The sequence below is a fragment of the Streptomyces sp. 147326 genome, assembly GCF_045000215.1.
GTDB lineage: Bacteria > Actinomycetota > Actinomycetes > Streptomycetales > Streptomycetaceae > Streptomyces.
Genome location: NZ_CP134201.1, coordinates 5,107,651 through 5,128,175 on the forward strand (window position 1 = coordinate 5,107,651; position 20,525 = coordinate 5,128,175).

Here is a 20,525-nt window from a genome sequence, read left to right on the forward strand (position 1 = left end):
GAGCCTGCCAGGCCGGGTCAGGACGCGTCCAACGAAAATCCGGCCTCGCCGCGGACCCGCCCGTTGACCTGGAGCTGCACCAGGTGCTCGCCGGAGTGGTAGCGGCGGGTGGTGATCGGCTTGAAGGAGTGCCGCTTGGTGCCGCTGAGGCTCTCGCCGGGGGCCAGGGCGCGGGTGAGGAGCTTGAAGACCTTGGGGGTGCGGGTGCCGTTCGCCTTCGTGTGGTGCACGACGTAGTCGACGACGAGCTCGGCCGGGAGCGTACCGGTGTTGGTGACCGCGTAGTCGAAGACGAGGTACTCGCCGACGGCGACCCGCGGGGTGGTGACCTCGGGCCCGAGCACGGTGACCGGCACGTCCGGGGAGTGCCCGAGCAGGGTCAGCGCCTCGGGCCGGCCGGCCTTGATCAGCGTGCGCAGGCCGTGCCGTACGACGCGGTCCGTCGTGCCGGTGGGTCCGCTCAGCCAGCGGGCGGCGGTCTCGACGGCGAGGGCGGGGTGGTCGCGGCTGATGTCGTTGAGGTGGTTGGAGACGGAGCGGCGCACGTACGCGGACTCGTCGCGGTAGAGGGCGTCCAGTACCGGCAGGGCCGGGCGCGGGTCGGCGACGAAGGCGGGCAGCTGCGGGGCCCAGGGCAGCCGGGGCCGGGTGCCCTCGCTGGCGAGGCGCCGCACGTGCGGGTCGGGATCGTCGGTCCACTTCTGTACGACGGCCAGGGCGCGGGCCGGGTCGGCGCGCAGGAAGGGCCGTACGGCGGATTCGGCGGTCAGCCGGGAGGTGAGGTCGTGCAGCAGGGCCAGCCCGGGCTCGAACACCTCCAGCCCGCGGACGGCGACGGCCTCGTTGACGGGGAAGGTCATCCAGCCCTCGAAGCCGGGGTCGGCGAGGGCGGTGCGCACGACGGCCTCGAAGCCGGGCCAGTCCTCGGGGAGGTCGGCGAGGACCGCGTCGCGGACGGCGCCGACGCGGCCGCTGTACGTCAGCCCGTCGAGCGAGCCGGCGCGGGCGAGCAGGGCGGGCGAGGACCGGCGGCCGCCCGCCCGGGCGAGCAGCCGGGCCAGGGTGCTGACGGTTTCCGCGCTGAGGAGCTCATCGGCCGTGGGCATGGGGACAGTCTTGCGGATGCCGGCCGGGTCCGGGGGCTCCCGGAGCGCGGCGGTCGCCGCCGCGGTCCGGGGCCGGTCGTGCCGGGTCGTCCGCTCAGTCCACGTAGTAGTCGGTGAGGACGCAGCCCTTCACGAGGGCCGGTTCCTTCCGGTAGCCGCTCGGCGGGGTGAAGCCCTCGTGGCAGTTCAGCATCAGGAGTCCGGCCTGCGGGGTCAGCAGGGAGCTCATGGCGTCCGAGCTCTCGGATCCCATGGCGAAGTCCTGCCCGATGACGATGCCGCTGTTGCGGTTCCCGCCCTGCTGCGCGGCGACCTCGGCCTTGAAGGCGGTCTGGAAGGCCTTCGCGTCCTTGATCATGTAGATGCTGGTGCGGCCTCGGCTGCCGCAGGTTCCGCGTTCGATGACGGCGGCGGACTTGAGGAACTTCTGGTCCGGGCCCGTGCTCGGTTCGCCGCTGTCCAGGGGGATGGCCCTGATCGGGTCGCAGTCGGTGAATCCGTTGACGAAGCGGGCGGCCGCGGCCATGGTCGCCGCCTTGGGGAGCTTCTGGAACGCCGTCCCGTCCTTGGGGGCGTTGCCGTTGACGCCGCCGTTCTTCGTCGGGTTGTCCAGCGTGCCCTCGTTGGGGCCGCCGTCGCCGGTGCCGTTGTAGGCGTTGTCTCCGCCCGTCGCGACGGAATCCCCGCCGATGCCGCCGAGCGTCGGGTTGTCGCCGCCTCCGCAGCCGGTGAGGGAGAGCAGGGCCGTGGTGGCCGTGACGGTGATGAGCAGTGGCTTGAAACGCATGTGTGTGGTGTCCCCCGGTAAATGACCTTGAACGGCGGCGACTCTAGGGCGGTGGTCATGTCCGCGGCAAACCGGATGGCGGAAAACTCGCACGGGAAAGTTTGAAAACGCCCAAAACGGACATGGCTGCGGTTTCCGCATGCCGAAAGCTTCCCCTGGGAGCCTGCTGAAGCGTGGGCGGATGCAGGGGTGAACCTTGTATTAAGGGTTCGTTAACGATCCAAACCTCGGGATTCCAAGGCGTTCGGGGCGGCCGGATTCCGGACTTCGATCCTCCAGATGTGGAATGCGCAGCATCTAACGTCCTGACCCATGACTCAGCTGGACGTTCGGCCTCGGGCCGGAGACACGGTAAGCGGCGTCGCCGAGGGCGACGTTCGCGGCAAGGGCCTCGGCAAGGGCTCCGTCGGCCTCGTGGGAAGCGCCGTCATCGGCATTTCCACCGTCGCCCCCGTCTACTGCCTGACCTCGACCCTCGGCTCGACCGCCGGGGAGGTCGGCATGCAGATGCCGGCCATCTTCCTCGCCGGCTTCCTCCCGATGCTCCTGGTCGCCTTCGCCTACCGCGAGCTCAACAAGGCCATGCCGGACTGCGGCACCTCCTTCACCTGGACCGTCAAGGCCTTCGGCCCGCGGATCGGCTGGATGTGCGGCTGGGGCCTGGTGATCGCCACGATCATCGTCCTCTCCAACCTGGCGGGCGTCGCCACCTCGTACTTCTGGCTGCTGGCCGGTGAGATCACCGGCAACGAGTCGATCGCGGCCCTCGACGACAACAAGCTCGTCCACATCGCCACCTGCCTGACGCTGATCGCCGTCGCGACCGCCATCAGCTACCGCGGCATGACCGCCACCAAGGGCGTCCAGTACGCCCTGGTCGGCCTCCAGCTCGTCGTGCTCGCCCTCTTCGTCGCGATGGCCTTCCAGAAGGCCTCCGCCGGCACCTTCGACACCGGCCTGGACTTCTCCTGGTCCTGGATGAACCCCTTCGCGGTCGAGTCCATGGCGGCCTTCACCGCCGGACTCTCGCTCTCGATCTTCATGTACTGGGGCTGGGACGCGTGCCTGGCCACCAACGAGGAGACCACCGGCTCCACGAAGACCCCCGGCCGCGCCTCGCTCATCGCGATGGTCGTCCTGGTCGGCTCCTACCTCGCCACCGGCGTCGCCGCCCAGATGGCCGTCGGCGCGGGCGGCGAAGGCCTGGGCCTGGCCAACGAGGAGACCTCCGGCAACGTCTTCGCGGCCCTCGCCGGCCCCGTGATGGGCCCGGTGCTCGGCGTCCTGCTCTTCGTGGCCGTCCTGGCCTCCGCCGCGGCCTCCCTGCAGACCACCTTCATCCCGGTGGCCCGCACGGTCCTCGCCATGTCGACCTACGAGGCCCTGCCGCCCTCCTACGCCAAGGTCCACCCGAAGTTCAAGACCCCGGGCCGCGCCACCGTCATTGCGGGCGTCGCCACCGGCGCGTTCTACACGGTGATGACCCTGGTCAGCGAGAACGTCCTGACCGACACGATCTTCGCGCTCGGCCTGATGATCTGCTTCTACTACTCGCTGACGGCCTTCGCCTGCGCCTGGTACTTCCGCGCCGAGCTGCGCCGCTCCACCCGCGACCTGCTCTTCAAGGGCGTCTTCCCGGTCCTGGGCGGTCTGCTGCTGGCCGCGGTCTTCTTCAAGACCCTCTACGACGCCTGGGACCCGTCCTACGGCTCCGGCTCCACCATCCCGGGCCTCGGCGTCGGCAACGTCTTCGTCATCGGCGTCGGCCTGCTGGCCCTCGGCCTGGTCGTCATGTTCGTCACCGAGCGCCGCAGCCCCGCCTTCTTCCGCGGCGAGGTCCTGACGAAGTCCACCCCGGCCCTGGTGGTCGAGGACTGACCACCCCCTCGCGCGCCCCCCGCGCAACACCCGCCGAGTCATCCCCGCGGCCCCGGACCGGTCCCCCCGATCCGGGGCCGCCGGCGTTCCGGTGGAAGGGGGTGGTGACCACGGGTGCGGGGGAGTCGTTGGGCGGGGCATGAATGCCATGAAGCGCACCCTCGCCGCCCTGGTCGTCTCCGGTGGCGCCGCCCTCGCACTCACCCCCGTCGCCGCGCACGCCGACGAGGCGCCCGCCCAGGCGCCCCCGGTCGTCGGCCGCGTCGTCGACATCGTCGACCACCCGGCCCAGACCGTCCAGGACGCGAAGACGGCGGTCGCGGTGACCAGCTCCGCCGCCGGGACCGCCACGGGGGCCACGGACGCCTCCCTCAAGGCACCCCTGGACAACCTCCCCCGGACCCCGCAGGTCAAGTGACCCGGACTCAGCCGGTACGGGTGACCAGGACCAGCGGGATCTCGCGGGCCGTCGCCGCGCGGTAGGCCGCGTACGAGGGCATCGCGGCCACCACCACCGGCCACAGCCGGTCCGCCTCGGCGGGCGTGGCGCGGCGGGCCGTCGCCGGGAAGGTCTCGGCGCCGACCTGGAGGGTGACGGCCGGGTCGGCGGCCAGGTTCAGGTACCACGCCGGGTGCCGGTCCGCGCCCGCGTGGGAGGCCGTCAGGACGTACGCCGCCCCGCCCGTCTCCCCGTCCCGCACGTACGCGAGCGCCGTGCGGCGGTACAACCCCGACTTCCGGCCCCGCGTGGTCAGCAGCAGGTCCGAGATCCCCGGCCGCGGCTGCCCCGCGGTCTCCTCGAAGCGGCGGATGTGCGCGGCGACCCAGGCGTCCGGACTGTCGGTCACCTTCGTCATGCCGGGATCACCCCCGCGTGCGCGAGGTGCAGCGACGGCGCCCCGGCCTCGTCCACCACGGCCCGGGCGAAGTCCGCGTGGGTGATCCGGCTCGCGGCGTCCGCCGCGGCGAAGCCGTACCCGCCGGCCGCCGCGCCACCGCCCTCGGCGAAGTCCCCGGCCGGGCTCAGCACCGCCCAGTCCAGCCCGGCCGGAGCCTGCGCCCGCAGCGCGTCGGTCCCGGCCGCGTAGCCCGCGTAGAACTCCCGCCACTCCTGCGGATACCCCGGCGTGTCCATCAGCAGCGCCCCCGACGCGGTGGGCAGTACGGACGCCAGCCCGACCACCACCAGCCGCCGCACCCCCGCCCACGGGAGTCCCGCCGCCAGCGCGCGGCCGACGGCGGGGAAGAACGCCCCGGGGGCCGCCTGCGCGTCGTACACCGCGACCACCGCCGCGTCGTGCCCGGCCGCCAGCCGTGCCACGTCCGCCGCGGAGGTCACCTCCCCGTCGGCCCGGCCCGCCTCCGTGACCTCGTACCCCCGCGCCCTGGCCTCGGCGGTGACGGCCCGGCCGACGCGCCCGCCGGCCCCGAACACGATGAGCTTCCTGGCCTTCTTGTCGTTCGTCATGGGGGGAGCGTAGGGAGGGGCCTGGTTACCGACCGGATACCGGCCCTACCGTAGGGATCATGACCCAACCCGCGCCGCTGGACCCGGAGATGTTCGACCCCGTCTGCCCGTCCCCGCTGGTCCCGTTCCGGATCGGTGACAAGTGGGCCCGGGAGCACTGGGACGAGCTCCTCGACGCCCAGGAGGCCGCGCTGGCCGCCGCTCAGCCCCAGGTACGGGAGCAGAGCACGAGCCGGTAGCCGTCGGGGTCCTCGATGGTGACCCCCCACTCCTCCCAGTACGGGTTGTGGGCGGTGACGCGCGTCCCGCCGTGCTCGACGAGCCGCTGGACCAGGGCCTCGTCGGGCGTCTCGCCGAGATAGACCACGAAGAGGTCGTCGACGGTCGGAGCGGGCGGGATCGGGTTCGAGGCGTCCCGGGTCAGCTCGAAGTGCCAACCGCCCCCGGCCGGCCCGACCATCAGCAGGTCGTGCTCCCCGGGCGCGCTCTCGGTGCTGCGCCACTGCACCTCCAGGCCGAGGCCGTCGACGTAGAAGCGTTCGGCGGCCTTCAGGTCGAGGGAGGGCCGCGCGACGCGGACGTGGGTACGTGAAGTGATCATGCCGGGCAGCGTACGAAACCGGCCGGGGCGCGGGCACTCCGGCCACGGCGAAGCTTTGGCCAGTGGCTGGTCCGATCGGTCGGATCTGCCGGTGGGTCGTACCGGGATGTTCCGGGCGGGGACGGAGCCGAGGTTATGAATGCAATCGCACGACAGTTTCGTCACCTGACCATCCATGAGCATGAACCTCAGGAGCCGCACGATGCGCCCCATCAGAGCAGCCTGTCTCGGCACGGCCACTGCGCTGGTCACCCTTCTCGCCTGCGCCCCCGGCGCGGGCGCCGCGACGGACATCGACTCCGCCCACGACAAGGGCAAGCACCGGGTCATCACACTCGTCGGCAGGCTCGTCCAACAGACGCCGTTCCCCGTCAGTCCCACCGGCCCCTCCCAGGGCGACCGGACCGTCTTCCGTTCGGACCTCTACGACCAGAACAACGTCACCAAGGTCGGCGAGACCAACGGCACCTGCACCACCACCCGGACCATCGACGGCGGAGCGGAGGTGTGCGTCGTGACCTACACCCTCGAGGGCCGCGGCCAGCTCTCCGTGCAGGGGATGGTCTTCGGCCACCTCAATGCGGGGCCTCCCCCGTCGTTCGACAACGGGATCACCGGTGGCACCGGGGACTTCGACCGGGCTCGTGGCTCGGTCCACGCCGACACGATCGGTATGGGCTTGAGGCGCTTCACGATCGACCTCTACCTCTGACCGACCCTGGCCCGCCCGGTGAGAAGGCCGGCCCGGCGTCCTCCCCGTGCGCGGATCTCATCGCGCGGGGAGCCACCCGGCTAGCCCGCCGTGATCCCGCCGAGGAACGCGCCCCAGCTCGCCGGCGCGACGGCCAGCTCGGGCCCGGCCGTCACCTTGGAGTCCCGGATGTGGACGGCGTCCGTGCAGGCGGCGACCTCGACGCAGTCGTCGCCCTGGCTGCCGCTGTACGTGGACTTGTGCCAGGAGAGGGCGACCTCGACGCAGCTGTCGCCCTGGCTGCCGCTGTAGCTGCTCTTGAACCACCGCAACGGGGAGCTGTTCACAGGGATCCTCGCAATCGCATCAACAGGCCCGCGCTGTCCGCGGGATTGAGGGCCTGGATGCGAAGTTTGGCATACCGCTGGTGGAGGAGGCTGATGTCTTTCGGGTCGGAAATTACTTGGCCCGACTGCTGCCCCTCGGTGTAGCCGAGCCACTCGTGTTCATCGGTTTCCAGTAGTTGGAAGGGGCCGTCGGTGCCCGCGTGTTCCGGGCTGACCGTCGGCATGATCTGGATGTCGACGTTGGGAAGCCTCCCGCACTCCAGGAGGCGGTCGATCAGCTCCCGCGTGACCTCGGGCCCGCCCGTTCGCCGCTCGATCAGCGCCTGCTCGATGATGAAGCTGAAGAGGATGTACGGGGTGCGGAACAGCAGCTTCTGCCGTTCCATGCGGGCTGCCACACGGGCGTCGGCCTCCTCGGGGGTCGCCAGCGGCGGAACGTTGTCGATGAGGGCGCGGGCGTAGGACTCGGGTTGCAGCAGGCCCGGGATCGACCGGCACTCGTACGTGTTGAGCGTGACGGCCACCTCCTCCAGCTCCGCCCACCGCCGGAACCAGGACGCCAGCCCCCGCCGCCGCTCCAGCCGCTTCGCCGCGATGTCGATGACGCCGAAGGTGTCCAGCACCGTCTCGGTCTTGCTGATGAACTTCCGGGACGGATGGCGGCGGCCCTGCTCGACCGAGCCGACGTACTGGACCGAGTAGCCGATCAGCGGGGCCAGTTGCTCCTGGGTCAGGCCGGCCCGTTTGCGGGAGGCCTTGACCGTCTCGCCGAAGCTGCGCAGGGTGTCATCCGGTTCGACCTCGCCGTCACCGCTGTCGTCGGCACTCACCATGGCGGTCACCTCCCCGACAGGAAGGTTCACGCACGGTGACTCCCACTGTCCAGGGAGTGGACTCGTACAGTTGGTTTGTACGAGTCCGGGTGGTGTTGAACGAGCCTGGTCGGGCGGGATGTTGGCGCCATGACCGCACCCTCCGGCTCCGCCCGGACCCTCGTACGCGTGTTCACTCAGCGTTTCAGTTCCACCCGCCGCGGGGCCCGCCTCGCCCGCCAGCTGGCCCTCGTCGAACTGCACGACTGGGGCTTTCCCGAATCCACCGCGCTCTCCGCCGACGCCGGACTCCTCGTGGCCGAGCTCGCCGCCAATGCCGTCGCCCACGGGCGGGTTCCCGGGCGGGACTTCGAGCTCAAGCTGACGCTGTTGGAGAACGCCCTGCGCGTCGAAGTGTCCGATGCCCGACGCGACCGCCGCCCCGCCCTGCTGCCGCACGCCTACCAGGCGGAATCCGGCTACGGGCTGCGCATCGTGGACGCCGTCGCCGCCGACTGGGGGGTCACGGACCGGGTCATCGGCAAGACGGTCTGGGCCGAACTGACACGCCGGGCCGGGCCGCGGACGTAGGGGCCGAGCACCCCGGGTGGTCAGGGCCGCCAGCGGGGCGCCTCGTCGTCCGGGGTGTCCGGGCTGGCGAAGTGGAAGGGCACGCCGAGGTGGGCGGCCAGGTCGCCGCCCGCGCGGGTGGCGGCGGCCGCCGAGGGGTGGAGGGAGCCCTCGTCGGCGCCGTCCAGGGCGCGTACGGCCGTACCCCAGTAGATCGTGGCCAGGCACTTCTCCCCGGCGGGCTCGTCCGTGACGGCCAGCAGGTTCACGAACCAGTCGTGGACGGTGTCCCCGTCCCAGACGGCCTCGATGGCCACCACGCGGGCGCGGATGCCGTGGGCGAGGGCGGCGAGCGAGTCCAGGTCGAGCGGCGAGTCGGGCGTACGGGCCACCCGGTCGCCGAAGTGCCGGTAGCGCAGGTGGACGATCTCCTGCGCCTCGTACAGGCCCACGCCTTGGGCGCGGCCGGCCTCCCACACGAGCCGGATCGCCTGGAAGCTGCCGTCCTGCAGGACGTATCCGTCGACCTGGGCGCGGATACCGGCCGGGAGCCCCTCCCACCGGCTTTCGGTGTCCCGGTCCATGGCGTCGGTGTCCGCTCCGAGGTTCGTCATGGCGTCATGATCGGCGCGGCGGGCCGCGGCCGTCGAGGGGATTTCGGCGGCTCCTCCCGGGACCGCCGGGGCGCGGGATTCCCGTACCACCTCGGCCACCCGCTCGCCGAGCAGCTTCAGAGTCTCCGTGGCCTCAGCGGCCGCGGTACACCTCGCGCCGGTGCCCCGCCGCCAGCACCCAGACGATGAGACGGTCATCCTCGATGGTGTAGACGACGCGGTAGTCGCCGACGCGCAGGCGCCAGCGCGACGCGTGCCCCTGGAGGGCCTTGATGTCGAACGCTGCCGTGTCCCCCGCAGTGAGGGCATTCTGTAGTTCGGCCAGCCGGTGCAGGACGCGCACGGCGTCGGGACGGGGGACCTTGAGCAAGTCGCGTTGCGCGTAGGGGGTGAAACGGGTGACGTATCCCATCCGTCATGCCTGCTGGTCGCGGAGGATGGCGGCCATTTCCTCAAGCGAAACGGAACCCTCGACGCCCTCGCTCTCGGCTTCGTCGGCTAGGCCGTTCAGCCAGGAGTCCTCGGCCTCGTCGGCGAGGCGGCGAAGCCTCTGGTACTCGTCGATGTCGATCACGACGGCTTCCTGCTTGCCACGGCGCGTGATGATCGTGGGCACTCCCTCGCGGTGGGCGCGGTCTATGGCGTCCGCCAAGTGGCTGCGTACCTCTGCCATGGACTCGATCACGGGCTCGCTCATGTCATGAATGTACCAGGTGTACATGAGTGGCGCCCGCGTCCCGAGTCAGAGGTACTGGGCGAACTCGTCCAGGGTGCGCAGCACCTGCGGCTTCGGCTCCGAGGGGAGCTGGAGGACGACCTCCTCGATGCCCAGGTCGGCGTAGTGGCTCAGCTTGCCGGGGGTGGGCTGGACGGCGTACGGGACCACCTGGAGGGACTTGGGGTCGCGTCCGGCGGTCTCCCACACCTTGCGCAGCACCGGGAGGGACTCGGTGAGGCCGCGGCCGCCGATCGGGAGCCAGCCGTCGGCGTGGTCGGCGATCGCGGCGAAGAGCTTCGGGCCGGCCGCGCCGCCGATCAGGGTGCGCGGGCCGTACAGGGGGGCGCCGGGACCGAGTTCGCGCGGGGTCTGGACCGGCTTGGGGTGGGCGCTGCTGGCCTGGACGGAGCAGTACTGGCCGACGTACGCCGTGGGCTCCGGGGCCCACAGCGCGCGCATCAGCGCCATGCGGTCGCGGACCAGCTCGCGGCGGGTGTGCCACTCCACGCCGTGGTCGGCGGCCTCCTCGACGTTCCAGCCGTAGCCGATGCCCAGGGTGAAACGGCCGCCGGAGAGGTGGTCCAGGGTGGCGGCCTGCTTCGCGAGGCCGATCGGGTCGTGCTGGGCGACGAGGGTGATGCCGGTGCCGAGGTGCAGCCGCTCGGTCACGGCGGCGGCCTGGCCGAGGGCCACGAAGGGGTCGAGGGTGCGCCCGTACATCTCGGGGAGTTCGCCGCCCATGGGGGCGGAGGTGTCGCGGGCGACCGGGATGTGGGTGTGTTCCGGGAGGTAGAGGCCGGAGAAGCCGCGCTCCTCCAGGCTGCGGGCCAGGCGTACGGGGGAGATGGTGCGGTCGGTGAGGAAGATGGTCGTGGCGATCCGCATGGGCTCTGGCACCTCCGAGACGTGGGACCCGCAACGGTACGGGCTGGACCCACGATTGTTGAGGGGGCGTCAGACGGCGGGGTCGTGCTTCGGCCGTACGCCTGCCGTGCGTCAGCCGCGCGGGTAGCGGGCCAGCCAGCCGGGGGAGGCCTCCGCCGGGCTGTGGAGGGACGGGCCCTGCGTCAGCTCCAGGGCGAAGTCGTCGGCGATCTCCAGCAGCGTGGCGCGGCCTTCCAGTTCGGCGAGCCAGGCGGCCGGGAGGGCCGTCTCGCCGTGCAGGGCGCCGAGCAGCGCCCCGCACAGGGCCCCGGCGGCGGTGGAGTCGCCGCCGTGGTTGACGGCGAGGCGCAGGCCGTGCGCGACGTCCTCGGCGACCAGGGCGCAGTACACGGCGACGGCGAGGGCGTCCGCGGCGTCGGGGCCGTCGGCGCCGGGACCCCCGGCCGCCCGGCCCAGGGCTTCGACGGCCCGGGGGCCGGGCGAGCCCTGCGTGACGGCCGACAGGCCGCGCTGGAGGGCGTCCGTGACGGGCTGGTGGCCGGGGCGGGCGCCCAGCAGGCCCAGGGTGCGCTGGACGGCGGAGTCGAGGGAGTCGCCTCGGGTCAGGCCGTGGACGATGACGGCGAGGGCGCCGGCCGAGAGGGAGGCGGTGGGGTGGCCGTGGCTCTGCGCGGCGCACTCGACGGCGAGCTGGAGGACGAGGGCGGGCTCCCAGCCGACCAGCAGCCCGAAGGGGGCCGAGCGGGCGGCGGCGGCCGCGTCACGGGCGGCGGGGTTCTTCGGCTGGTCGAGGGTGCCGAGGATCTCGTCGGCGAAGCCGGTCAGGCAGGCGCGGTCCGGGCTGCGGCGGGCGTAGAGCCACTCCTCCTGCGCGAGCCAGCCGTTGTCCTTGCGGCGCTCGTCGGGGCCCCAGTCGTTCTGCGTGGCGGCCCAGCGCAGGTACGCGCGGTGGATGTCGGTGGGCGGGTGCCAGGCGCCGGTGTCCCGGCGTACGTGGGCCCGTATCAGCCCGTCCACGGTGAAGAGGGTGAGCTGGGTGGCGGCGGTCACCCGACCGCGGCGGCCGTCGGCGGGCGCGGGCGCGGTGAGGCCGTCCGGGCCGTGGGCCTCGCGGATGCCGTCGAGGGTGAGGCCGGCGAGGGGGGCGCCGAGGGCGTCCCCGAGCGCGGAGCCGAGGAGCGTGCCGCGCACGCGGCCGCGGAAGTCCTGCTGCTCGATGCGCCCCCAGAGCCCGGTGACGACGGCCCGTCCCAACGTCCGCCCCCCGCCTGCGGCGAGCTCGGCCACGTCCCCGCCTCCGTGGGCTCCGGCCGCGGGCCCGTGCCCCATGGGGCCGTCGCCGGCCGCGGCCCCGGGCCCGTGCCCTGCGGGTCCGGCTGCGGCAGCGGGTGCGGGCACGTGTCCGGCGGGTCCGTCCGCGGGCCCGGCGGCGAACCGGGCCCCGGGCCCGGCGGGTACGGGCGGGTGTCCGGCTCCGGCCGCAGGCCCCTGCCCGGCGGGTCCGTCAACGGCCGTGGGCGCGGACCGGTGCTCGGGTCCGCCGGTGGGTGCGGCAGGTACGGCCGGGTGTCCGGTTCCGGAGCCCGCCCCCTGCCCTGCGGGTCCGGCTGCGGCAGCGAGTGCGGGCACGTGCCCGGGTCCGCCGGTGGGCGCGACAGGCATGGCCGGGTGTCCGGTGCCGGGGCTCGCCTCCTGCCCTGCGGCTGCGGGGGCGGGTGCGGGCACGTGCCCGGCGGGCCCGTCGCCGGCCCCGTGCCCGGTTCCGGCCACGGGGCCCACCCCGGCTCCGGCGGCGGCCGAGGGCCCGGCGGCGAACTGGGCCCCGTACCCGGTGAGTGCGGCTACGGCGGCGGTCCCGGCCGTGGGGCAGACCATCGGTGCGGCGGGTACGCCCGCGGTTCCGGCTACGGGGCTCACCCCGTGTCCGACGGGTGCGGCTCCGGCCGCAGGCGTGGCTTCCGGCCCGGGCACGGCGGTGAACCCGGCTGTGGGGCGAGTCGCGGGTGCGGTGAGGGGCGGGGGGTCGGCCGGGAACCCGGCCAGGGGTCCTGCCGCGGGTTCGGGGCCGACCATCGGCGCGGCGGGTGTGCCCGCGGTTCCGGCTGCGGCAGCGGGTGCGGGCACGTGTCCGAAGGGTGCCGTTCCCGCCGCCGGCCCGGCGGGGAACCCGGCTGCGGGGTGAGCCGCGGGCTCGGTGGCGGGTGCGGCGAGGGGCGGGGGTCCGGCCGGGAATCTGGCCAGGGGTCCCGCCGCGTATCCGGGGCCGACCATCGGCGCGGCGGGTACGCCCTCGGCTCCCGGTCCGGCGGAGAACCCGGGCGCCGGGCCCGCCGCGGGTGCGGTGAAGGGCGGGGGTCCGGCCGGGACTCCGGCTACGGGGCCTGCCATGGCTCCGGTGGCGGTCCCGACCGGCGCGCCGGGGCCGTGGGCCGCTGCGGCCGGGTGACCGGGCAGGGCGGGCCCGGCCGTTGCTGCAGGGCCCACCGCAGGTGCATGCGCCCCGCCGTTCGTACCGATCACTTCGTCCACCCCCGCCACCGTGCCCCCCCCCGCTGACCACTTCACCCGATGCCCGGCACCCGGCACTGCACTCGTACCCGCCGCGCATGCGAAACCCGCACTGTAGTGGACAGCTTCGATCGAATCCGGAAGTGGTTCGCCAAGAGGCGCGTAAGTGATCAGAGAACGGCCAGATCGCGAATACTTCCGGCCGCCATCTGGCTCATGGCACGTTTTGCCACTCGCCGTCGAGCCGGTTGGTTTCGGCCACGCCTCGTTCATCCGACGTTCTCCGGGGCCGATGAGCCTCGAACGCATGAAGAAGGCTCTCCTCGCCGCGACCGCCGTCGCCGCCACACTCACCGCCTCCCTGGTCGTGGCGCCCGCCGCCACCGCCTCCGGCCTGGACCACCTCCCGTGGGCCGGCCACCAGAACGACCGCTCCGCCATCCCCTTCACCGAGGCCACCGTCACCGCCGGCGCCGACGGTTCCTTCACCCTGAAGTGGAAGGCCCGGGGCACCAAGCGGATCGAGATCAAGGCGAACGGCAAGGTCGTCGCCAAGGGCGGCGCCGAGGGCCGGGCCGTGGTCACGGGGCTGCCCGCCGCCGACCGCCAGTGGTTCGACTTCAAGCCGGAACGCGGCGGCGGCCTGCGCCTCGCCGACCGCCTCATCAAGCTGGACGGCGCGGTCAACTTCCGCGACGCCGGCGGCTACCGCACCACCACCGGCCAGTGGGTCAAGATGGGCGAGATCTACCGCTCCGACGCCCTCGACAAGCTGACCGCGAACGACCTGGCCAAGCTGGAGCGCCTGCGCGTCAAGACCGTCTTCGACCTGCGGATGCAGGACGAGCGCACCAAGGACGCCGACAAGCTCCCGGCCGGCGCCACCTACGTCGTCGCCGACGTCTTCGCCGGCTCCGGCTCCTTCCAGACCCTGCCCAAGACCCCCGACGAGGCGGTCAAGGCCATGGTCGACGCCGAGAAGACGATGGTCAGCGGCGACGGCGGCAAGAAGGCGTACACCCAGGTCTTCGACGGGATGCGCAACGACCACCGCCGCTCCGTCCTCTTCCACTGCACCGCCGGCAAGGACCGCACCGGCTGGGCCAACGCCTCCCTGCTGACCGCCCTCGGCGTGCCGAGCGAGACCGTCATGGCCGACTACCTGGCCAGCAACGACTACCGCAAGGCCGCCAACGACGCGGTCCTCTCCCACCTGCCCGCCCAGCAGGCCGCCGTCTACAAGCCGCTGCTCGACGTGCGCCCCGAGTACCTCAACTCCGCCTACGACGAGGTCAAAGCGAAGTACGGCTCTTTCGACCGGTACCTGAAGGACGGCCTCGGCATCGACTCCCGCGAGCTGCGCCAGCTCAAGAAGGACCTGCTCGTCGGCTGACCGCCACCAAGAGCGCGCGCGGGCCCGCCCGGACGCCACACCGGCCGGGCACCGCGCGCCGCCGTCAGTCCAATACCGGCAGCAGCTCCGGCAGGTGCCCGTCCGAGGCGCGGGCCGCGTCCTGCCGCTCCCGCGGCACCTCCCCGTACAGCGTCGTACGGGCCTTCGCGGGCCGCCCGGCCGCCCCGGCGACAGCGATCAGGTCCTGGACCGACTTGTACGAGCCGTAACTCGACCCCGCCATCCGGGAGATGGTCTCCTCCATCAGGGTCCCGCCCAGGTCGTTTGCCCCGGAGCGGAGCATCTCGGCCGCGCCCTCCGCACCGAGCTTCACCCAGCTCGTCTGGATGTTCGTGATGTGCGGGTGGAGCAGGAGCCGCGCCATCGCCGTCACCGCGCGGTTGTCGCGGACCGTAGGGCCGGGCCGGGCGATGCCCGCCAGGTACACGGGCGCGTTGGTGTGGATGAAGGGGAGCGTGACGAACTCCGTGAAACCACCGGTCTGCTGTTGGATGCGGGCCAGCGTGCGGAAGTGGCCGAGCCAGTGCCGCGGCTGGTCCACGTGCCCGTACATCATCGTCGACGAGGACCGGATGCCGAGCTCGTGCGCCGTCGTGATGACGTCGATCCAGTCCGCCGTCGGCAGCTTCCCCTTCGTGAGCACCCAGCGGACCTCGTCGTCGAGGATCTCCGCCGCCGTGCCCGGGATGGAATCCAGCCCGGCCTCCTTGGCCGCCGTCAGCCAGTCCCGTACGGACATCCCCGTCCGCGTGGCCCCGTTGACGACCTCCATCGGGGAGAAGGCGTGCACGTGCATGCCGGGGACCCGCTCCTTCACCGCGCGCGCGATGTCGAAGTACGCCGTCCCGGGCAGGTCCGGGTGGATGCCGCCCTGCATGCACACCTCGACCGCGCCGACGTCCCAGGCCTGGGCGGCCCGGTCCGCGACCTGGTCCAGCGACAGCGTGAACGCGTCGGCGTCCGTGCGGCGCTGCGCGAACGCGCAGAAACGGCAGCCGGTGTAGCAGACGTTGGTGAAGTTGATGTTCCGCGTGACGATGTACGTGACCTCGTCGCCCACGACCGACTTGCGCAGGTCGTCGGCGATCCGGCACAGCGCGTCGAGGGCCGGGCCGTCCGCGTGCAGCAGCGCGAGCGCCTGCGCGTCGGTCAGCTCCGTCGGATCGTCGGCGGCCTGGGCGAGGGCGGCGCGCACGTCGGTGTCGATGCGCTCGGCCACCATCCCGGGAGCCGCGGCCTCGCGCAGCGCCTCCCAGTCGCCGTAGACGTGGTCGAAGTCGTCGCGGCGGTCGCCGGTGCGGCCCTCGGTGTCGATGGTGGCGTGCAGATCGGTGCGTCCGTAGGCGACGAACCCCTCGTCGGGCTCCTGCCAGGGCCGTCCCTCGACGGTGGCCGCCTCGTCGGCGAGTCCCGTCTCCGGGTCGGCCAGCGCCCGGACGTGCGGCAGCAGGCGGGGGTCCAGCCACGGCTCGCCGCGCCGCAGGAACTCCGGATAGATGGTGAGGCGCTCGCGCAACTCGAAGCCGGCCGCCCGGGTGCGCTCGGCCAGCTCCTCGATGTGCGGCCAGGGACGCTCGGGATTCACGTGGTCGGGGGTCAGCGGCGAGACCCCGCCCCAGTCGTCGATGCCCGCGCCGATGAGCAGCGCGTACTCGGCGTCCACCAGGTTCGGCGGGGCCTGGATCCGGGCGATCGGGCCCAGGACGTGCCGGGCGACGGCGATGGCGGCGGCCAGCTCCTCCAGCTCCGCGTCCGGCATGCCGCGCATGGCGGTGTCCGGCTTGGCGCGGAAGTTCTGGACGATGACCTCCTGGATGCCGTGGTAGCTGCGCTGGATCCGGCGGAGCTCGAAGAAGGCCTCGGCCCTCTCCTCGTAGGACTCGCCGATCCCGATGAGCACCCCGGTGGTGAAGGGGACGTTCGAACGCCCCGCGTCCTCCAGCACCCGCAGCCGTACGGCCGGTTCCTTGTCGGGGGAGCCGTGGTGGGGGCCGCCGGGCTCGGACCACAGGCGGGTGGCGGTGGTCTCCAGCATCATGCCCATGCTCGGCGCGACGGGCTTCAGCCGCTGGAGGTCGGACCACGACATGACACCGGGGTTGAGGTGCGGGAGCAGCCCCGTTTCCTCCAGGACGCGGATCGCCATGGCGCGGACGTAGGCGAGGGTGTCGTCGTAGCCGTGCGCGTCGAGCCACTCGCGGGCCTCGGGCCAGCGGTCCTCGGGACGGTCGCCGAGGGTGAAGAGCGCTTCCTTGCAGCCCATCGCCGCGCCCTGGCGGGCGATGTCGAGGACCTCGTCGGGGGAGAGGTACAGGCCGTGGCCGGCCTTGCGGAGCTTGCCGGGCACGGTCACGAAGGTGCAGTAGTGGCACCTGTCGCGGCACAGGCGGGTGAGCGGAACGAAGACCTTGCGCGAGTACGTGATGACACCGGGCCGCCCGGCGGCGGCGAGCCCGGAGTCCCTTACGCGTGCGGCGGACGCGGCGAGGTCCCGCAGGGCCTCGCCGCGCGCCTGGAGGAGCACGGCCGCCTCGGTCGCGTCGAGGGCGACGCCGTCTCGCGCCCGCCGGAGCGCGCGGCGCATCGCGTTGTCGGTCGGAGCGTCACTCGGAGTGGTCATGGGCCGAGCATACGATCCGACGTTCCGGCGGTGGGGCGGCTGCGGAGTGGCTCATCTCATCAGCTCACCGGCGTTGACCAGCAGGGACTGGCCGGTTATCGCCCGCGCCCGGTCGGAGGCGAAGAAGACGGCGGCGTCGGCGACGTCCCCGTCGGTGGCGAGATCGGGCAGCGCCATGCGCTGGGTCAGCCGACCGTGCACCTCGGCCTCCGGAACCCCCTCCGTATGGGCTGTGAAGGTGACGAACGCCTGCACCGGCGGCCCCCACATCCAGCCGGGCAGCACGGTGTTGACGCGGATCCGGTGGGGGCCGAGCTCGCGGGCCATGGAGTACATGGCGGAGGTCAGGGCTCCCTTGGAGGCGGCGTAGGCGGCCTGCTGCACCTCGCTGGGCGCGGCGACGGCGGACTGCGTCCCGATGATCACCACGGATCCGCCGCGCTCCTTGAGCGCGGGCAGGCAGGCCCGGGTCATCCTCAGGGTCCCCAGCAGGTTGACGTCGAGGACCTGCTGCCAGGTCCCGAAGTCGGCGTCCTCCAGTCCCCCGAAGTACGAGTCCCAGGCGGCCACGTGCACGACGGCGTCCACGCCCCCGAACCGCGCCCGGGCCAGCTCGGCCAGGGCCTCGCACTGCCGCTCGTCGCCGATGTCGGTCGCCAGGTACGCGGTGTGCACGCCCTCGGGGTCGATCTCGGCGGCGGACTTGGCGAGGTTTGCCTCGGTCCGCGCCCCGAGCACGGCATTCCCCCCGTCCCGCACGACGGCGGCGGCCACCTGATGCCCGAGCCCGGCCCCGACGCCGGAGACGATGACGGTCTTCCCTCGCAACATCATGACGGACCTCCGGGCGCGGCGAATCTGACGGTGCGTCAGGCTACGGCGCGGGCGCGGCGGTGTGAAGGGGCGGGGACCTGATGGGTGGCGGAGGCGACGCCGTTGTCAGTTCCCGGCCCCATCGATCCGCGCGAGTGCCTGGTTCACGATCTCGAGGAGCTCTGCGTCCGTGGTGTCTCCGTCCTCCCGAAAGGCTGGATCGATCGGGTAGTCATCCAATGCGTAGAAGACCTGGTTGAGCGCTCGGCAGAGATGGTCTCCGACGCGCTCGCCTTCGCCCAAGGCCTTCCTGCGGGCGTCCAGCCATTGCTTGGCGAACCTCCCCGGCTGGATCTCGGCGCGCAACAACCTCCTCATGAGGTCCAACCGCCGGCCGGTTCCCGTACCTGCGGGGACTTCCCCGGCAGTCCTCCACTGCCTCCGGCGTGCGGCCTTGTCGTTCATGGCGCGGCGTCCTCGATGGCCCGGAGGATCAGATCCATGTCCTTCGCGGCGAGGATGCAGAAGTCCTGATCCCTGTCGACGGTGACCTGCGCTTCGCCGAAGCCGTCGCCATTGCGCGCCGACTCCTCGGTGAGGCGTACGGGCAGGATCAGCCAGTTCTTCGCGGCCTTGAACCGCCACTCGACATGGCGCGGGGCGTCGCGCGCCACTGCCTCGAAGACGGGCTTGAACCCGTCGTGAGGCTCCGCGAATCGCCAGCCGAGGTGTGCGATCTGCACGTGCCCGAGGCGGGGATGGCGCTCGGCGGGCGACCGGAACCAGAAGAGCGGAGCAAAGCGGGTGAGAGCGGCACGAGCCCTCGAACCACGTGCCATCGTCATCCCCTTCCCGAGTCGTGGTCCCCCACGCTCCACGGCGGCTCGCCCGCGCGCCGGAGCCTGAGAACGGATTCAGTTGCGAATGCTTCCGGGTCGGCCGCATAGGGGCGGACGCCCGGGTGGTCCCCGCAGAAGGTGACGTTCGCCGTGAGGTGGTCGTCGGCCAGGCCGCCGTAGGACATGGAGATGTATGCGGAGACCTCCACGGTGGAGTTCAGTTCGTCCGCACCCAGAAGACAGCTGCTCGCGTAGGCCACGCAACGCCGCAACAGCCTCGACTCCCTGTCCTCCCTGTCCTCCCTGTCCTCCCCAGAGGCCGGAAGGTCGTAGTCCGTCATTGCGCGGCCATTGACGGTGTACTCCTCGTGCACCACGTCCGAGAACGGTCCCGAGGGAGCGGACTTCAGCGCCGACAAGACGTGCGCGCCGCTCGGGGCGACCTCCCAGCCGCCTTCCGCGATGCGAAGGAACCCTGGAGGAGCCTCGTCCGGGGTGATGCCCCCGGTGTCGACCCGTCCCAGCAGGCGGGCCATCGAGCGGTTCATTTCCATACGCCATCCTCCTCAGGGCACCTCGGCGCTCAGCCGTGCTCGGCGAGCAGGGCCCGTACGTGCGCGTTGCCGCTGCGGTACAGATGATCGGCCAGCACCTGCCCGGCCGGCCCCTTGGCCCGGTGCACCGCGGCGACGGCATGGGCCATGGTGCGGCCCGCGGGTGCGGCCCGCAGGATCCGCAGGACGAGCTCCACGGCCGGTTCCTCGTCGACGACGACAACCGAGTTGGCGAGATCGACGAGCTGGGTCGCCACGTCGAACCGGTATCGAACCCCCGCAGCGATGGACCCAAGGCCCCGGCTGATGACGGTGCGGATGTCGGGAAGACAGGCCCGCACCACGGCTTCGTCCAGATAGTCCCCGAGCTTCTCCTCGAAGTACTCACTGTCCGCAATGTGAATGAGGGAGCGGAAGGTTTCCAGCCGGAGCGCCGACGATCCCTTCTCCTCGGCGAGCTCCCGGCTGTCGGCGGCGGCTGCGGAGAACTGCCCGTAGCTGCTGTCCACGAAGAACTTGCGGTCGATGAGGAGGTCGTACCAAGGCGTGGCCCGCGGGTCCAGGGTCGCCTCGCGCACCGTCTCGTACCCTGCCGGCTCACCCCAGGCCACGAGGGTCAGGCAGGCCAGATACCTCTCGCGGTCCGTTGCCGACGCATCACCGAGCAGGGAGACGAGCCCGGGCACCCGCTCCCGATGCTCGGCGTAGTCGTAGCCGCCGTAGATGACGTCATCGACATCGTCGGTGCGCTGCCCCTCGAAGTCGGTCCCGAGCAGCTCCTCCAACCGCGTCACGCCGCGTCACTGCTGGGAATGGAAACCCTTACTTGGCGGTGGTGCAAGTTGATGTACTCCACCTTGACTTTGAACTCGTCGCCGACCCTAGCGCGATTCGCCCCTCCTCCCCGGGGCTCGGTGTTCGGCAGAAGGGCCTCGAATCCTGACGGGAGCTGCACGAAGACCCCAATAGTCGCGAGCTTTGTAACCTTTCCCGGGGTGATCTTCCCTAGTTCGGTGCGGGCGAACTCAATGAAAGGGTCGGGTTCAATGTCTTTTAGTGATAGGGAGATGGTGTCGCGATCTGGATCGGCGCTCAAGAAGACGACCGTTACCGTTTGGCCAACCTGTGCAACCTGGGCAGGGTGATCTACCTTCATCCATGACAGGTTCGCGGACGATACCGTACCGTGCGCTCCTCCTTCCAGGGCAACATTCAGGTGGTAGTCGCACACTGCTGTGACGACTCCCTTACAGACCTGTCCGGGCTGCAGCGCGGGCCCCGTTTGCATGTCAGAGGTCTT

The 20,525-nt window shown here is 72.0% G+C and carries 25 protein-coding genes; 6 read left to right on the forward strand and 19 right to left on the reverse strand.

What is annotated here, in order from left to right:
* Positions 1-17: 17 nt before the first annotated feature.
* Positions 18-1,106 carry a DNA alkylation repair protein gene (locus RIU97_RS23495; protein ID WP_404959555.1) on the reverse strand — a complete coding sequence of 363 codons (1,089 nt, stop codon included), beginning with the start codon at positions 1,104-1,106 and terminating at the stop codon, positions 18-20.
* A 94-nt stretch (positions 1,107-1,200) separates the two neighbouring features.
* Positions 1,201-1,893, reverse strand: a complete 693-nt coding sequence (locus RIU97_RS23500) for a hypothetical protein (RefSeq protein WP_404959556.1) — start codon at positions 1,891-1,893, stop codon at positions 1,201-1,203.
* 312 nt (positions 1,894-2,205) lie between these two features.
* On the opposite strand from RIU97_RS23500, the gene RIU97_RS23505 reads away from it, so the two are divergent.
* Complete coding sequence (locus tag RIU97_RS23505; RefSeq protein WP_404959557.1) at positions 2,206-3,771, forward strand: APC family permease; 1,566 nt, start codon at positions 2,206-2,208, stop codon at positions 3,769-3,771.
* Positions 3,772-3,910: 139 nt separating this feature from the next.
* Positions 3,911-4,189, forward strand: a complete 279-nt coding sequence (locus RIU97_RS23510) for a hypothetical protein (protein WP_404959558.1) — start codon at positions 3,911-3,913, stop codon at positions 4,187-4,189.
* Between the two features lie 7 nt (positions 4,190-4,196).
* Here RIU97_RS23510 and RIU97_RS23515 read toward each other — a convergent pair whose 3' ends face one another.
* Both RIU97_RS23515 and RIU97_RS23520 read right to left on the reverse strand, forming a co-directional pair.
* The gene (locus RIU97_RS23515; protein WP_404959559.1) at positions 4,197-4,628 is read right to left on the reverse strand and encodes a nitroreductase/quinone reductase family protein; all 432 of its coding nucleotides are present in this window, start codon (positions 4,626-4,628) and stop codon (positions 4,197-4,199) included.
* Positions 4,625-5,239, reverse strand: coding sequence for an NAD(P)-dependent oxidoreductase (locus RIU97_RS23520; RefSeq protein WP_404959560.1), 615 nt, complete (start codon positions 5,237-5,239; stop codon positions 4,625-4,627). Before RIU97_RS23520 ends, RIU97_RS23515 begins: the two co-directional genes overlap by 4 nt.
* 59 nt (positions 5,240-5,298) lie before the next feature.
* Here RIU97_RS23520 and RIU97_RS23525 point away from each other — a divergent pair, with 59 nt between their 5' ends.
* Positions 5,299-5,478 carry a hypothetical protein gene (locus RIU97_RS23525; protein WP_404959561.1) on the forward strand — a complete coding sequence of 60 codons (180 nt, stop codon included), beginning with the start codon at positions 5,299-5,301 and terminating at the stop codon, positions 5,476-5,478.
* Here the strand turns inward: RIU97_RS23525 and RIU97_RS23530 are convergent.
* Positions 5,442-5,840, reverse strand: a complete 399-nt coding sequence (locus RIU97_RS23530) for a VOC family protein (protein WP_404959562.1) — start codon at positions 5,838-5,840, stop codon at positions 5,442-5,444. The two genes, RIU97_RS23525 and RIU97_RS23530, sit on opposite strands and share 37 nt — an antisense overlap.
* A gap of 202 nt (positions 5,841-6,042) precedes the next feature.
* Between RIU97_RS23530 and RIU97_RS23535 the strand changes: the two genes are divergently transcribed.
* On the forward strand, positions 6,043-6,552 hold the full coding sequence (locus tag RIU97_RS23535; protein WP_404959563.1) for a hypothetical protein: 510 nt from the start codon (positions 6,043-6,045) through the stop codon (positions 6,550-6,552).
* An 80-nt stretch (positions 6,553-6,632) separates the two neighbouring features.
* Here RIU97_RS23535 and RIU97_RS23540 read toward each other — a convergent pair whose 3' ends face one another.
* Both RIU97_RS23540 and RIU97_RS23545 read right to left on the reverse strand, forming a co-directional pair.
* Entirely contained in the window at positions 6,633-6,878 is a 246-nt protein-coding gene (locus RIU97_RS23540) for a DUF397 domain-containing protein (RefSeq protein ID WP_404959564.1), read from the reverse strand.
* Positions 6,875-7,711, reverse strand: coding sequence for a Scr1 family TA system antitoxin-like transcriptional regulator (locus RIU97_RS23545; RefSeq protein WP_404962913.1), 837 nt, complete (start codon positions 7,709-7,711; stop codon positions 6,875-6,877). Before RIU97_RS23545 ends, RIU97_RS23540 begins: the two co-directional genes overlap by 4 nt.
* A gap of 129 nt (positions 7,712-7,840) precedes the next feature.
* Between RIU97_RS23545 and RIU97_RS23550 the strand changes: the two genes are divergently transcribed.
* The gene (locus tag RIU97_RS23550) at positions 7,841-8,281 is read left to right on the forward strand and encodes an ATP-binding protein (protein WP_404959565.1); all 441 of its coding nucleotides are present in this window, start codon (positions 7,841-7,843) and stop codon (positions 8,279-8,281) included.
* A gap of 20 nt (positions 8,282-8,301) precedes the next feature.
* Here the strand turns inward: RIU97_RS23550 and RIU97_RS23555 are convergent, their stop codons facing one another.
* From RIU97_RS23555 to RIU97_RS23575, 5 genes are all read right to left on the reverse strand, one after another.
* Positions 8,302-8,874, reverse strand: coding sequence for a hypothetical protein (locus tag RIU97_RS23555; protein WP_404959566.1), 573 nt, complete (start codon positions 8,872-8,874; stop codon positions 8,302-8,304).
* Positions 8,875-9,007: 133 nt separating this feature from the next.
* Complete coding sequence (locus tag RIU97_RS23560) at positions 9,008-9,286, reverse strand: type II toxin-antitoxin system RelE/ParE family toxin (protein ID WP_404959567.1); 279 nt, start codon at positions 9,284-9,286, stop codon at positions 9,008-9,010.
* Between the two features lie 3 nt (positions 9,287-9,289).
* The gene (locus tag RIU97_RS23565; protein WP_404959568.1) at positions 9,290-9,571 is read right to left on the reverse strand and encodes a type II toxin-antitoxin system Phd/YefM family antitoxin; all 282 of its coding nucleotides are present in this window, start codon (positions 9,569-9,571) and stop codon (positions 9,290-9,292) included.
* 45 nt (positions 9,572-9,616) lie between these two features.
* On the reverse strand, positions 9,617-10,477 hold the full coding sequence (locus RIU97_RS23570) for a TIGR03619 family F420-dependent LLM class oxidoreductase (protein ID WP_404959569.1): 861 nt from the start codon (positions 10,475-10,477) through the stop codon (positions 9,617-9,619).
* Positions 10,478-10,588: 111 nt separating this feature from the next.
* Positions 10,589-11,806: an ADP-ribosylglycohydrolase family protein gene (locus tag RIU97_RS23575; protein WP_404962914.1), complete on the reverse strand. Its 1,218-nt coding sequence runs from the start codon at positions 11,804-11,806 to the stop codon at positions 10,589-10,591.
* A 1,486-nt stretch (positions 11,807-13,292) separates the two neighbouring features.
* Between RIU97_RS23575 and RIU97_RS23580 the strand changes: the two genes are divergently transcribed.
* The gene (locus RIU97_RS23580) at positions 13,293-14,378 is read left to right on the forward strand and encodes a tyrosine-protein phosphatase (protein WP_404959570.1); all 1,086 of its coding nucleotides are present in this window, start codon (positions 13,293-13,295) and stop codon (positions 14,376-14,378) included.
* A gap of 64 nt (positions 14,379-14,442) precedes the next feature.
* On the opposite strand, the gene RIU97_RS23585 is transcribed toward RIU97_RS23580, so the two are convergent.
* From RIU97_RS23585 to RIU97_RS23615, 7 genes are all read right to left on the reverse strand, one after another.
* Positions 14,443-17,019: a bifunctional FO biosynthesis protein CofGH gene (locus tag RIU97_RS23585; protein WP_404959571.1), complete on the reverse strand. Its 2,577-nt coding sequence runs from the start codon at positions 17,017-17,019 to the stop codon at positions 14,443-14,445.
* Between the two features lie 51 nt (positions 17,020-17,070).
* The gene (locus RIU97_RS23590) at positions 17,071-17,853 is read right to left on the reverse strand and encodes an SDR family oxidoreductase (protein WP_404959572.1); all 783 of its coding nucleotides are present in this window, start codon (positions 17,851-17,853) and stop codon (positions 17,071-17,073) included.
* A gap of 105 nt (positions 17,854-17,958) precedes the next feature.
* Complete coding sequence (locus RIU97_RS23595) at positions 17,959-18,297, reverse strand: colicin immunity domain-containing protein (RefSeq protein WP_404959574.1); 339 nt, start codon at positions 18,295-18,297, stop codon at positions 17,959-17,961.
* Positions 18,294-18,671: a hypothetical protein gene (locus RIU97_RS23600; RefSeq protein WP_404959575.1), complete on the reverse strand. Its 378-nt coding sequence runs from the start codon at positions 18,669-18,671 to the stop codon at positions 18,294-18,296. Before RIU97_RS23600 ends, RIU97_RS23595 begins: the two co-directional genes overlap by 4 nt.
* Before the next feature lie 2 nt (positions 18,672-18,673).
* The gene (locus tag RIU97_RS23605) at positions 18,674-19,225 is read right to left on the reverse strand and encodes a hypothetical protein (protein WP_404959576.1); all 552 of its coding nucleotides are present in this window, start codon (positions 19,223-19,225) and stop codon (positions 18,674-18,676) included.
* Between the two features lie 29 nt (positions 19,226-19,254).
* On the reverse strand, positions 19,255-20,019 hold the full coding sequence (locus RIU97_RS23610) for a hypothetical protein (RefSeq protein ID WP_404959577.1): 765 nt from the start codon (positions 20,017-20,019) through the stop codon (positions 19,255-19,257).
* On the reverse strand, positions 20,016-20,513 hold the full coding sequence (locus RIU97_RS23615) for a S1 RNA-binding domain-containing protein (RefSeq protein WP_404959578.1): 498 nt from the start codon (positions 20,511-20,513) through the stop codon (positions 20,016-20,018). Before RIU97_RS23615 ends, RIU97_RS23610 begins: the two co-directional genes overlap by 4 nt.
* Positions 20,514-20,525: the final 12 nt, after the last annotated feature.